This window comes from Alkaliphilus peptidifermentans DSM 18978 (assembly GCF_900101495.1).
Taxonomy (GTDB): Bacteria; Bacillota; Clostridia; order Peptostreptococcales; family Natronincolaceae; genus Alkaliphilus_C; species Alkaliphilus_C peptidifermentans.
On the sequence record NZ_FMUS01000047.1, the window covers coordinates 1 to 13,324 of the forward strand.

General features: G+C 34.1%; 12 protein-coding genes and 1 pseudogene. 8 read left to right on the forward strand and 5 right to left on the reverse strand.

Features of this window, described 5'->3' with window-relative positions; all coding sequences use genetic code 11:
- Nucleotides 1-200, reverse strand: a pseudogene (locus BLP68_RS20520) (IS1634 family transposase); the annotation flags it as partial.
- Nucleotides 201-638: 438 nt separating this feature from the next.
- Between BLP68_RS20520 and tig the strand changes: the two are divergent.
- The 3 genes from tig to clpX are packed head-to-tail and all read left to right on the forward strand — an operon-like array spanning nt 639 to nt 3,830.
- Nucleotides 639-1,925, forward strand: coding sequence for a trigger factor (tig, locus tag BLP68_RS20525; protein WP_091547568.1), 1,287 nt, complete (start codon nt 639-641; stop codon nt 1,923-1,925).
- 30 nt (nt 1,926-1,955) lie between these two features.
- Nucleotides 1,956-2,540 carry an ATP-dependent Clp endopeptidase proteolytic subunit ClpP gene (clpP, locus tag BLP68_RS20530; RefSeq protein ID WP_091547570.1) on the forward strand — a complete coding sequence of 195 codons (585 nt, stop codon included), beginning with the start codon at nt 1,956-1,958 and terminating at the stop codon, nt 2,538-2,540.
- Between the two features lie 24 nt (nt 2,541-2,564).
- The gene (gene clpX / locus BLP68_RS20535; protein WP_091547571.1) at nt 2,565-3,830 is read left to right on the forward strand and encodes an ATP-dependent Clp protease ATP-binding subunit ClpX; all 1,266 of its coding nucleotides are present in this window, start codon (nt 2,565-2,567) and stop codon (nt 3,828-3,830) included.
- A 55-nt stretch (nt 3,831-3,885) separates the two neighbouring features.
- Here clpX and BLP68_RS20540 read toward each other — a convergent pair whose 3' ends face one another.
- Nucleotides 3,886-4,410 carry a chromate transporter gene (locus BLP68_RS20540; protein ID WP_091547573.1) on the reverse strand — a complete coding sequence of 175 codons (525 nt, stop codon included), beginning with the start codon at nt 4,408-4,410 and terminating at the stop codon, nt 3,886-3,888.
- Nucleotides 4,397-4,948 (reverse strand): chromate transporter, encoded by a 552-nt coding sequence (locus BLP68_RS20545; RefSeq protein ID WP_242877046.1) that lies wholly within the window; start codon nt 4,946-4,948, stop codon nt 4,397-4,399. Before BLP68_RS20545 ends, BLP68_RS20540 begins: the two co-directional genes overlap by 14 nt.
- Nucleotides 4,949-5,137: 189 nt before the next feature.
- Between BLP68_RS20545 and lonB the strand changes: the two genes are divergently transcribed.
- The 3 genes from lonB to yihA all read left to right on the forward strand — a co-directional run bounded on the left by lonB (nt 5,138) and on the right by yihA (nt 10,012).
- Complete coding sequence (lonB, locus tag BLP68_RS20550) at nt 5,138-6,826, forward strand: ATP-dependent protease LonB (RefSeq protein WP_330389254.1); 1,689 nt, start codon at nt 5,138-5,140, stop codon at nt 6,824-6,826.
- A 206-nt stretch (nt 6,827-7,032) separates the two neighbouring features.
- A complete protein-coding gene (gene lon / locus BLP68_RS20555; protein ID WP_242877047.1) occupies nt 7,033-9,399 on the forward strand; it encodes an endopeptidase La in 2,367 nt (788 codons plus the stop codon).
- Nucleotides 9,389-10,012 carry a ribosome biogenesis GTP-binding protein YihA/YsxC gene (gene yihA / locus BLP68_RS20560; RefSeq protein WP_091547578.1) on the forward strand — a complete coding sequence of 208 codons (624 nt, stop codon included), beginning with the start codon at nt 9,389-9,391 and terminating at the stop codon, nt 10,010-10,012. The genes lon and yihA overlap by 11 nt, the downstream gene beginning before the upstream one ends.
- 5 nt (nt 10,013-10,017) lie before the next feature.
- On the opposite strand, the gene BLP68_RS20565 is transcribed toward yihA, so the two are convergent.
- Nucleotides 10,018-10,908, reverse strand: coding sequence for a DMT family transporter (locus tag BLP68_RS20565; protein ID WP_091547579.1), 891 nt, complete (start codon nt 10,906-10,908; stop codon nt 10,018-10,020).
- A gap of 263 nt (nt 10,909-11,171) precedes the next feature.
- On the opposite strand from BLP68_RS20565, the gene BLP68_RS20570 reads away from it, so the two are divergent.
- The gene (locus tag BLP68_RS20570) at nt 11,172-11,627 is read left to right on the forward strand and encodes a GNAT family N-acetyltransferase (protein WP_091547581.1); all 456 of its coding nucleotides are present in this window, start codon (nt 11,172-11,174) and stop codon (nt 11,625-11,627) included.
- Between the two features lie 77 nt (nt 11,628-11,704).
- Here the strand turns inward: BLP68_RS20570 and rd are convergent, their stop codons facing one another.
- A complete protein-coding gene (gene rd, locus BLP68_RS20575) occupies nt 11,705-11,863 on the reverse strand; it encodes a rubredoxin (protein WP_091547583.1) in 159 nt (52 codons plus the stop codon).
- 171 nt (nt 11,864-12,034) lie between these two features.
- Here rd and BLP68_RS20580 point away from each other — a divergent pair, with 171 nt between their 5' ends.
- Nucleotides 12,035-13,150, forward strand: a complete 1,116-nt coding sequence (locus BLP68_RS20580; RefSeq protein ID WP_091547584.1) for an aminopeptidase — start codon at nt 12,035-12,037, stop codon at nt 13,148-13,150.
- The last annotated feature ends 174 nt before the right edge of the window (nt 13,151-13,324 follow it).

Below are 13,324 nucleotides of genomic sequence, written 5' to 3' on the forward strand. Positions count from 1 at the left end.
TCCCTAGCATCACGAGACATTTCTTTTGCCAATTCAGTAAAGAAGGCAATGGGATCATCGTATTTACCTTCAAGGTCATCCAAATACCCCAAGCTTTTAACTTTTCTTTGTTTGGTTTTACCAGTACCAGGCTCTCTGAACCCTTCAACGATAGATAGGTAAACACGGCCGTTTGGTCTTTTATCTTTTTTTAAGAACATAATAATCATCACCCAATACAATTATACCATAGAACAACATAGAATAACAGATAAAAGTATAAAATTTGACATAAAAAATTCCTAGTACACATTAGTATTACCAGGATTGGTGTTTTATCATTTAATTATTAGGTGTAAAACTCGGGAATACACAATTGAATAAACCATAAAAAAATTTTTCAGTCTTATGAAAACCTATCTGTTGACAATAATACTTAAATTCGGTAGTATTAATATGATAAGTTAATTAGTAATGCTTTAAGACATCCAATTATTATATGGATGTTTTTTAGTATTCAAATAATGGTTCAATAGGTTTAAAAAATACCAAGTTGTTAATCATGTAAAAGAAGCATATGGTACATAATTATTAATTTTTAAGCAATTTATCAATTTTAACCAAAAGAATGGTAAAATTAAATAGAGGAGGAGCATTTTATGAATTCTGAAATAATCAAGCAAGAGGAGAATAAAATTACTTTAAAATTGGTGGTAGAGGCAGCAGACTTTGAAAAAGCAATAGACAAAGCATATAACAAGATGAAATCTCGATTCAATATTCCTGGTTTTAGAAAAGGCAAAGCACCAAGAAAAATAATTGAAACTCATTATGGTGTAGGAGTGTTTTATGAAGAAGCTATCAATCAGTGTTTTCCCGAGGCTTACGAAGAAGCACTTGAAGCATTAAAGATAGATCCAGTTGATCGTCCAGAAATTGATATTGAAGATATTAACAAGGGCGAAGATGTAGTGTTTACAGCTGTTGTAGAAGTAATGCCGGAGTTTAGTGTAGATAACTACAAAGGTATAGAAGTAGAAAAAAAAGAGTATAATGTACAAGAAGAGGACATAGAAAATGAAATAAAAGCTATGCTAGAGAAGAATTCAAGAATGATAGAAGTAAGCGATAGAGCTGTAAAGGAAAATGATTTAGTGATTATTGACTATAAGGGCTTTGTAGACGGAGAAGCCTTTGAAGGTGGAAGTGCTGAAAAACAGTCTCTTAACATAGGCTCAGGTCAATTTATACCTGGATTTGAAGAGCAATTAGTAGGGAAGAACTTAGGAGATGAAGTAGAAGTAAAGGTTACATTTCCAATAGAATATCATGCTGAAAATTTAGCTGGAAAAGATGCAACCTTTAATGTTAAAATCCATGAAATTAAGGAAAAAGAACTACCTGCTTTAGATGATGAATTTGCAAAAGATGTATCAGAATTTGATACTTTGGATGAATTAAGGGTAGATATTAAGAATAAGCTTGAAGAACAAGCAAAGAATAAAACAGAAAAGGAATTTAGGAATACTGTAGTAGAAAATATTGTTAAAACAGTAGATATTAATATTCCTGAAGCAGTTATTGAACGACAAATAGATTCTATGCTAAAGGACTTCGAATACCAATTAAGCTATCAAGGCTTAAATCTTGAATATTATTACCAAATGACTGGCTCTAAAGAAGAAGATTTAAGAAGTCAGATGAGGGAAGATGCAGCTACTCGAGTGAAGTCACAATTAGTATTAGATAAGATTTGTGAGCAAGAAAAAATTGAAGCTACAGAAGAAGAACTTCAAAGTGAGCTTCAAAAAGTTGCTGAGCAATACAAGCAAGAAGTAGACAAATTCAAAGAGAATCTTAGAGAAGAAGATCTAAAATATTTTAAAGAAAACATTGCTGTCAGAAAAACTATAGATTTACTTGTTGAGAATGCCAAAGTATCTTAAAATATTTTATAGGATTGGGAGGAGATAAGTATGGCATTAGTACCAATTGTAGTTGAACAAACAAATCGTGGTGAGAGATCATATGATATTTATTCTAGACTATTAAAAGAAAGAATTATTTTTTTAGGTGATGAGGTAAATGATGTAACTGCCAGCTTAGTTGTGGCACAGCTGTTATTTCTTGAAGCTGAAGATCCAGATAAAGATATTCAAATATACATTAATAGTCCTGGAGGTTCTATTACAGCAGGAATGGCTATATACGATACAATGAACTATGTTAAGCCTGATATCTCTACAATTTGCATTGGTATGGCTGCTAGTATGGGTGCTTTTTTACTTGCAGCAGGCAAAAAAGGTAAGAGATTTGCTCTACCTAATGCAGAAGTAATGATACATCAACCATTAGGTGGAACCCGTGGGCAGGCTGAGGATATTAGAATTCATGCTGAAAGAATTATAAAATCAAGGGAACAAATAAACAAAATTTTAGCTGAAAGAACAGGTCAACCATTAGAGAGAATTCAACGAGATACAGATAGAGACTTCTTTATGGAAGCAGGGGAAGCGAAGGAATATGGTATCATTGACGAAGTGATGGTGTTCAGGAAATAATAGCGTATTGAAAGAGGTGTAGAAATGTCCAGATTTGAGGATAAAAAACAATTGAAATGCTCCTTCTGCGGAAAATCCCAAGATCAAGTTCGAAGACTGATTGCAGGGCCAAATGTTTATATTTGTGATGAATGTATTGAGTTGTGTCAAGAAATTATTCAGGAAGAATTCGATGAAAATATCGATATAGATTTAATGAATTTACCCAAACCAAAGGAAATTAGGGAAATACTTGATCAGTATGTCATTGGTCAAGAAGAAGCTAAAAAGGCATTAGCAGTTGCAGTATATAATCATTACAAAAGAATTAATACAGATATAAAAAATGAAGAGGTAGAGCTTCAAAAGAGTAATATTGTTATGATAGGACCTACTGGTTCAGGAAAAACATTATTAGCTCAAACACTTGCAAAGATTTTAAATGTCCCATTTGCCATTGCCGATGCTACTTCATTAACAGAAGCTGGTTATGTTGGAGAAGATGTAGAAAATATCTTATTAAAGCTTATTCAAGCGGCAGATTATGATATTGAAAAGGCAGAAAAGGGCATAATCTATATTGATGAAGTTGATAAAATTGCTAGAAAATCTGAGAATCCTTCTATTACTAGAGATGTTAGTGGTGAAGGGGTACAGCAAGCATTATTAAAAATATTAGAGGGAACAGTTGCCAGCGTACCACCTCAGGGAGGAAGAAAGCATCCTCATCAAGAGTTTATTCAAATTGACACTACTAATATTTTATTTATTTGTGGTGGTGCTTTTGATGGAGTTGAGAAGATCATAGAGAAGCGAATTGGAAAAACCTCTATGGGCTTTGGTGCAGAAATAAGAAGTAAAGAAATTAAGGATATTGGTACTCTATTAAAACGTATTCAGCCCGAAGATCTACTGAAATTTGGATTAATACCAGAATTTGTTGGTAGATTACCAGTAGTTGTAACATTAGATCAATTAGATGAGACTGCACTGGTTCAAATTCTTTCTGAGCCTAAGAATGCCCTTCTAAAGCAATATAATAAGCTATTTGAGATAGATGGAGTATTGCTGGAGTTCCAAGAGGGTGCCTTAGAGCTAATTGCACAAAAAGCAATTGAAAGAAAAACTGGAGCCCGTGGCCTTAGAGGAATAATGGAAGGCTTAATGACTGATATTATGTATGAAATACCTTCTGATGATAACATTGAAAAGGTAATTATTACAAAGGAAACTGTTACAGATAATACACCTCCTACAGTAATAAATAAAAAGGCTAAATCAAAAAAGAAATCCGAAGAAACAGCATCATAATTAACAAAGGAAAGGGCAGAAGCTTAGCTTCTGCCCTTTTTTATTATGTATTTTTTTAGATGGAGAATATAATAATGCCCAATACCCCTGAAAACATTATGACACTTATTGGATGAAGCTTTGTTTTATATAGTATACCTAAAACAGCAAGCCCTATTATTAGACTTTTAAAATCAACTATAGAAGAACGGAATAATGAAACGCATGCTGCAGCTATTAAACCAATTACAGCAGGTCTTATTCCTGAAAAGATACCAGTTACAATAGTAGAATTATAATACTTAATAATTACCTTTGCTAATGTGGTTACTAGAATAAAGGATGTAAAAACTACACCTATTGTCGCCACAATCGCACCAGAAATACCAATGTGCTTGTACCCAACAAAGGTTGCCGCATTTACAGCAATAGGACCTGGTGACATTTGGGAGATAGCAATAATATCTATGAATTCTTGATGTGTTAACCATTGATTAATAAGCACAATTTCTTCCTCTATAAGGGGTAGCATTGCATAACCACCACCGAAGCTAAATGCTCCAATTTTAAGGAATGCTATAAAAAGACTAAGATATATCATTCTCCTTCTTCCTCCTTGCTGTAAAAATTAGACCTGTTAAAGCACAAGCTATTACTACTAAAATGGGATGAATATTTAGTACAGCAATAGATATAAAAGCAATTGTCATTATAGAATAATTAAATGCTGTTTTATCAATAGATTTACTTAACTTCAAAGCAGACATGAATATTAGTGCCACAATTGCCGGTCTAACACCTTGAAAAAATAGTTGAATTGAATTTATATCTTTAATTTGATTATAAAACATGGCTAAAATAATAATAATAACTAATGAAGGCAACACTGTCCCCAATAATGCAGAAAGTGCACCTAGTATACCGGTTAGTTTATATCCCACAAAAATAGATGTATTAACAGCAATAGGACCCGGAAGGCTTTGAGACACAGCAATAATATCTAAGAACTCCGTCTCGGATATTAAGCTCTCCTTCTCTACGATCTCTTTTTGAATTATAGGAACCATAGCATAACCACCACCAAAGGTGAAGGCACCTACACGAAAAAAAATCCCAAACAATCTTAATAAATTCTTCAAATCGCTCACCTCCCGATTAGTAATAAAGCAATTATAATCACTATTCATTATTATATCATATTATTATAAAAATGATTTTTTAAACAAACTTCCTATTTTTTGCTTCTTTAGGAAGGTTTTTTTCAACGGGATAAAATGACTTGGTCAGCACATACTACTAATACATTCTTATAGAAAGGAGGATATATTTTGACAAATATTTTTTTCCTTGTACAATTCTTTTTTGCTATAGTTATTGGACTATACTTTCTAAGCCTTTTAAAGAGCCAACAGGGTAGTAAAATGGCAGTAGAGAAGGAGTCTAGGAAAGAATTAGATAAATTGAAGAGAATGAGGGAACAATCGTTGACAATTCCCTTATCAGAATATACTAGACCATCATCCTTTATGGAAATTATTGGTCAAAGCGATGGACTGAAGGCACTTAGGGCAGCACTTTGCAGTCCTAATCCACAGCATGTTATAATCTATGGACCTCCCGGTGTCGGGAAAACTGCTGCAGCCCGGGTAGTTTTGGAAGAAGCAAAAAAAAGTGCAATATCACCCTTTAACCAGCAAGCAAAATTTATAGAAATGGATGCAACAACTCTGAGGTTTGATGATAGAGGAATAGCAGACCCACTTATGGGATCAGTACATGATCCCATATATCAAGGTGCTGGTGCCATGGGACAAGCTGGTATTCCCCAACCAAAACCTGGAGCTGTTACAAAAGCTCATGGAGGAATTTTATTTCTTGACGAAATAGGAGAATTACATGGTATTCAAATGAATAAGCTTTTAAAGGTACTGGAGGATAGAAAGGTTTTTCTCGAGAGTGCTTACTATAGCGAAGAAGATGCAAACGTCCCAGAACATATTCATGAAATATTTAAAAAAGGACTGCCGGCAGATTTTAGACTTGTGGCAGCCACGACAAGATCATCAACGGAGTTACCACAAGCTTTAAGATCAAGATGTGTAGAAATATATTTTAAACCCTTATCACAGGAAGAAGTAGGAGAGATAGCCATTAACGCATGTAAAAAGAGTGGTTTTAATATAGAGGATAGAGCGATCGAGGAAATAAAAAAGTTTGCAACAAACGGAAGAGAAGCTGTTAATATAATTCAGATTTGTAGTGGATTGGCCTTGATGAATAATAGTAAAGATATATCCATTGAAGATGTTGAATGGGTTATTGAAAGTGGTCACTATCATCCCAGACCGGAAAAAAGAATTGAAAGTCAGCCTAGTGTTGGATATGTCAATGGGTTGGGTGTATATGGTGCAAATATAGGAATGCTTATTGAAATAGAAGCTACAGCTATAAAGGTACCAAGAAAAGGCAAGGGAAGAATAATTGTTACAGGAATTGTTGACACAGAGGAAACAAATACCACAGGAAGAACACTAAAAAGAAGAAGTACTGCATCAGACTCAGTAGATAATGTAATGACTGTAATAAAAAACTTCTTAGGAATAGATCCCAGAGATTATGATATACATTTAAACTTTCCTGGAGGAATTCCAATAGATGGACCATCCGCTGGAATAACAATGGTTACAGCCATATATTCAGCCATTACAAAAAAACCAGTTGACCATCAAATTGCAATGACTGGAGAAGTCTCCATAAGAGGAAAAGTAAAACCAGTTGGAGGAGTAGCAGCAAAATTAGATGCGGCAATGAAGGCGGGATGTAAAAGGGCTTTAATACCTGCTGATAATTTTCAAGAGCGCTTCAAAGAATATAAAATTGATGTGATTCCTGTAGACTCTATTGAAGATGTAGTACATCATGCCCTTAACGTATCTGAAGATAAGGATAAACAGTTTATGACACCGGAGGCTTTAAATCTAGTTGCTGCATTGGGGAATCAAATGAAAAACAACTAAGTAGTCGAAGTCTTCGACTACTTTTTTATATTTGAAAACCCTTAGTTGCTGAAAATTTCTTGATAGATGAATCTAAATTAGGGTAAAATATTGTAAAACACTAAATAAATGGATATAATTATAATCGACTGTGTTGTTAACCTTATAATTTTGAAATATTTAAATTCTATTATATACTTATATGGACACTATAAAGGAGTGGTTTTATGGATTATAAAGAAGAAAATAACAAAGATACTGTCATGATCAACCGAAAGCTTCCATTGATACCCCTACGAGGTTTAACTGTTTTTCCATATATGGTTTTACACTTTGATGTTGGAAGAGAGCGTTCAATTAACGCTTTAGAAGAAGCCATGGTAAATGATCAGATGGTTTTTTTAGCTTCTCAAAAAGAAGTAGAAATCAATTTACCAACACCCAATGATTTCTACCAGGTAGGTACTGTGTCTAAAATAAAGCAAATGTTAAAGCTACCTGGAGATACCATACGTGTTTTAGTAGAAGGAATAACTAGAGGTAGGATTAAGGGTGTTATTCAGGAAGAACCATATTTTATGGTGGAGGTAGAGGAAGAGCATCATTCGATGGAGGTTAAGAGGGATAGAAATACTGAAGCTTTAATGAGAAGTACTTTAGAAGCATTTGAACAATACATAGAGGTAAGTAATAAGATATCTCCAGAAATTTTTCTAACGGTTTCTGAAATAGAAATACCTGGTAGATTAGCAGATACAATTGCTGCCAATATAGCTTTAAAACAAAGTCAAAAGCAAGAAATACTAGAAGCATTTGATCCTAGGGACAGATTAGAAACCTTATATAAAATATTACTTGAGGAGATAGAAATATTAGAAATAGAACAAAAGATAAATAATCGTGTTAAAAAACAGATTAATAAGGTTCAAAAGGAATACTATTTGAGGGAACAGCTGAAGGCTATTCAAAAAGAATTAGGTGAAGACGAGACTGTTGTTGAGGAAGTAGATGAATATAGGCAAAAATTGAAAAAACTAAAGCTACCTAAGGAAATAAATGAAAAAATAGAAAGAGAAATAGATCGCTTGTTAAAATTATCTCCTTCATCAGCAGAAACTGGTGTTATAAGAAATTATGTAGATTGGGTGCTAGGTCTACCGTGGAATAAAGAGACAAAGGATAAGCTTGACCTTAAGGAATCTGCAAAAATACTTGATGAAGATCACTATGGTTTAGAAAAGGTAAAAGAAAGAATTCTAGAATATCTTGCCATAAGACAACTGGCGAAATCTATGAAGGGGCCTATTTTATGCTTAGTTGGTCCCCCAGGAGTAGGTAAGACCTCCATAGCAAAATCTATAGCACGTGCATTGAATCGAAAATTTGTAAGGATGTCGCTAGGTGGTGTGAGGGATGAAGCGGAAATAAGAGGTCATAGAAGAACTTACGTAGGTGCTATTCCTGGCAGAATAATTTCTGCCATGAGACAAGTTGGTAGTAATAATCCTGTATTCTTATTAGATGAAATAGACAAACTAGCCAGTGACTTTAGAGGAGACCCAGCTGCTGCCCTTTTAGAGGTATTAGACCCTGAGCAAAATAATAGCTTTACTGATCATTACCTAGAAATACCCTTTAATTTATCTAGAGTTATGTTTGTAACAACAGCCAACTCACTAGATACTATTCCACGTCCATTACTAGATAGAATGGAAGTTATTAGAATAGCAGGTTATACAGAGGAAGAAAAATTGAATATTGCTCAAAAATACTTACTTCCTAAGCAAATAAAGGAGCATGGCTTGAAAGAATCTCAGCTTCAGATATCTGAGAAGGCAGTTAGGGATATTACTAATTATTATACAAGGGAATCGGGTGTACGAAACCTTGAGAGACAAATTGCTAATGTATGCAGAAAAACAGCAAAGAGAATCATAGAAGAAAAAGCAAAGTTAGTAAGAATTAATCCCGGAAACTTAAAAAAATATCTTGGAAACCCCATATTTAGGTATGAGCTGGCTAACCAAAAAGATGAAGTGGGAATTGTTAGAGGATTAGCATGGACACCAGTTGGTGGAGATACATTGTCAATTGAAGTAACTCCTATGGAAGGTACAGGGAAACTAGTCTTAACCGGTCAACTTGGTGATGTTATGAAGGAATCCGCTAAGGCTGGAATCAGTTATATACGTTCTAGAACTGAAAAGTTTGAGATCAATAAAAACTTCCATAGTACCCTTGATATACATATACATATACCTGAAGGAGCAATACCAAAGGATGGGCCATCAGCAGGCATTGCTATGGCAACCGCAGTAATTTCAGCATTAACAAATGTACAGGTATATAAAGATATAGCCATGACCGGAGAAATAACCCTAAGGGGAAGAGTATTACCAATTGGTGGAGTTAAAGAAAAGGTACTTGCTGCAAGACGTGCAGGTATAAAAAAGGTGCTACTGCCTATTGGAAATGAAAAGGATATGGATGATATACCAGAAAATATCAAAAAGAAGATGGAGTTTGTTCTGGTAGAGCATATGGATGAGGTGCTGGATCATGCACTAAAGAGGGGAGACAAAAATGAAAATTAAAACGTCTGAGATAGTTATGAGTGCTGTAAGCCCTAAGCAATACCCTGATGATGGCTTTCCCGAGGTTGCCTTTGTTGGTCGTTCAAATGTAGGTAAGTCTTCTACTATAAATACCTTATTAGGAAGAAAGAAACTAGCGCGAATAAGTTCAAGTCCTGGAAAAACAAGAACCATCAATTTTTACTTAATAAATCAAGAATACTATATGGTAGATTTACCAGGCTATGGATATGCTAAAGTCTCTAAGGACGAGAGAGCATCATGGGGAAAAATAATAGAAACCTATCTATCAAGTAGAGACAACCTATATGAAGTGATGCTCTTAGTAGATATACGGCACGAACCAACAAAAGATGATCAATTAATGTATGACTGGATCAAGCATTATGGTTTTGGTAAAATAGTTATAGCAACAAAATCAGATAAGATTCCAAGATCTCAAATGCAAAAACAATTTAAGCTAATAAGAGAAACTCTAAAAATGGCACCAGAAGATAAGATACTACCTATTTCGTCTTTGAAAAAGCAAGGCATAGATGAATTGTGGAAGGCTTTAACAGACTTTTTCATAGAGAAGGAATTACCTATAACTATAGAAGAAGCTCCTAAGTAGCAGCCCTACTTTGAAGCTTCTTTTTTTCTGCTAATAGCAAAAAATCTTTTCCAATCCAACTCTGATATCAGCATACCCGACAGAATTAGTATACTACCCAATACTCCTTGCCTATTCAATCTTTCACCCAATAATATGAAGGCAAATAAGGCTGAAAATACGGGCTCTCCTGTATAAATAAGGGCAGTATGGGTGGGAGATGTAAATTTCTGCATTGCATTTTGAATAATAAAAGCTCCCGATGTAGCAAGAATAGATAGTATTAAAATGGATGACCAGATCTCAAATCCTTTAGGTATAATGGGAGTTTCTATTGTAAAGGTTACAAATAGACTTAGAATACCTACTACTGCTATTTGTATAATAGCCATTGCTATTGAGTCTACCTTTACTGTATATTTCCCAACCGTAATAATATGTAGAGCAAACATCACTGCTGCAATAAGGGTATAAAGATCGCCTATATTTAACTGTAGGGTAGAATTTAGAGTTAAGAAACCTAAACCAAAAATGGCAAGAATTACTCCAATTACAGCCTCCTTATGGGGATTCTGTTTAAGTAATAGTGCTGAAAGAACAGGAACAATAACTACTGAGAAACCAGTAATAAATCCAGATTTAGATGCAGTAGTATAATTTAAACCTACTGTTTGTAGTGCGTAACCTCCAAAGAGTATAAGGCCAATAAGCACACCATACTTTAAGGTATCCTTTTTAATGGAACACATATTTTTATAGAAAACAATTGAAGATAAAATAGCTGCTATTATAAACCTAATAGCCAGGAAATTAAAAGTGGGAAGATAATCTAGAGCGTTTTTACTTAGTACAAAAGAAGAGCCCCATATTATGGTGACACCAAGTAAAGCTAAATCTGCTTTCAACTGCTTAGTCATTGAAAATACTCCCTTCTCATGGCGAAATAAGTCAGACTACACATATTATATCATAGGATAAAGGAATAAAGAATGGATTAACTAAATGAAAAATAAAATAGTCAAAGCCTCTTCAGATAAATATAAAGGTTAGTGGTAAATTTTCAAAAAAATATATCCTAACGAAAAAGAAGGAATTATATTGATTTCACAGAATATCTATTTGATACGAAATAATCTATGGAATAGGTATTTTATAGGTAAAGAAATTAAAGGAGGGAAACATGGATAATATTAAATATATAGAAGGTGGAAAAGAGCTACTAGACAAGGTAGAATCCCTTTGGAAAAAGCTCAATAGTCATCACTTAAAAAATTCGGTGCATTTTAAAAGTAGGTATATAAATAATGACTTTCAAGGTAGAATAAATAAGCTTGAAAGCTTAGAAATGAAGGTTGTATTAGTAATGGATAGTAAGTTAGGTACGATTATAGGCTACTGTATTAGCACAATAAATGACAAAATGGATGGAGAAATAGACTCTATTTATGTGGAAGAATCCTATAGGAGCTTTAAAATAGGGGATAAGCTTATTAGAGATGCAATAAACTGGTTAAATGAAAACAATGTAAGAACAAAGAAAATAGCTGTGGCAGAAGGAAATGAAGGAGTAGTTGAGTTTTATAAGCGATATGGATTTTACCCGAGGATGATGATTTTGGAAGAGGCTGATAACTAAATTAATAAATTTATCATGGCAAAAATTTAAGGGAAGAACAGTACTGTTCTTCCCTTATTATGTATTTTGAAATTTATCTATTCCTGTGGTTCAAACATATCTTTTCCAACACCACATACAGGACAAACCCAATCGTCTGGAATATCCTCAAAAGATGTTCCTGGTTCAATACCGCCATCTGGATCTCCTAAATCAGGATCATACACATAACCACATGGTATACAAACATACTTCATATTACATTTCCCCTCTCATTTATTTTTATGTTTATATTATGTTTAATACATATGGATTATACCCCTCTAGGTTAAACTTTAAACAACGCAGCGGATAAAATTAGTATTATAAAATGAGTTTGTGCTATAATTTAATTAGTCATATAAATTTTCTTTTAAGGAGTGAACATAGTGAAGGATGCAAGAATCGAAAAATTAGCTAAGAATCTTATTCAATACTCTGTCAGCCTACAACCTGGGGAGAAAGTCTTAATAGAAGCAATTGGATTAGAATACCCACTGGTGAAAGCACTAGTAAAGGAAGCATATGCAGCAAAAGGAATACCTTTTGTCACTGTCAAGGACCATCAATTCATTAGAGAACTTTTATTAGGAGCAACTGAAGAGCAAATAAAAATGACTGCCCGCTATGAATTAGAAAGAATGAAGGACATGGATGCATATATTGGTCTAAGGGCAGGAGAAAACACTGGAGAATTAAGTGATGTACCTGGTGAAAAAATGAGGATTTATTCAGAGCACTACATGGCACCAGTTCACATAAAGGAACGGGTAGCCAATACAAAGTGGTGTGTACTTAGATATCCCAACTACTCTATGGCTCAGGCAGCAAATAAAAGCATCGATGCCTTTGAAGATTTCTATTTTAATGTTTGCAACCTAGATTATGAGAAAATGGATAGGGCTATGGATGCAATGGTTGAACTAATGAATAAAACTGACCGAGTAAGGATAACAGGAACAGGAACAGATTTGAGCTTCTCTATTAAGAATATCGGCGTAGTTAAATGTGCTGGAAAACGTAATATTCCAGATGGAGAGATATATACAGCTCCAGTAAAGGATTCTGTTAAAGGATATATTACCTATAATACACCATCGTTATACCAAGGCTTTACATACGAGAATATACGGTTAGATTTTAAGGATGGAAAAATTATTAAAGCTACAGCAAATGATACAGAAAAGATTAATAACATTTTTGACACTGATGAAGGGGCAAGATATATAGGTGAATTTGCATTAGGTGTTAACCCTTACATTTTGACACCAATGAAGGATACATTATTTGATGAAAAAATTATGGGAAGCTTCCATTTTACTCCTGGAAACGCCTATAAAGAGGCTGATAATGGTAACATCTCGGCTGTACACTGGGACCTGGTAAATATACAAACACCTGAGTACGGTGGTGGTGAAATATACTTTGATGATAAATTAATTCGTAAGGATGGAATTTTTGTAATCGAGGAATTAAAGGGATTAAACCCTGATAAATTAAAATAGAAAATCAACTGTCCTTAATAGGACAGTTTAGGTTGTAGACAAAGTCATCAAAATGCAGACTGATCAAAAATCCACAGATTCGAGGCGCAAGAAAACCTAGCGACTGCAGCGTATACGTAATACGTAAGGGTGCTGGGTTTTAGAAGCAACGAAGAAGATGGGGGTTTTTCATCA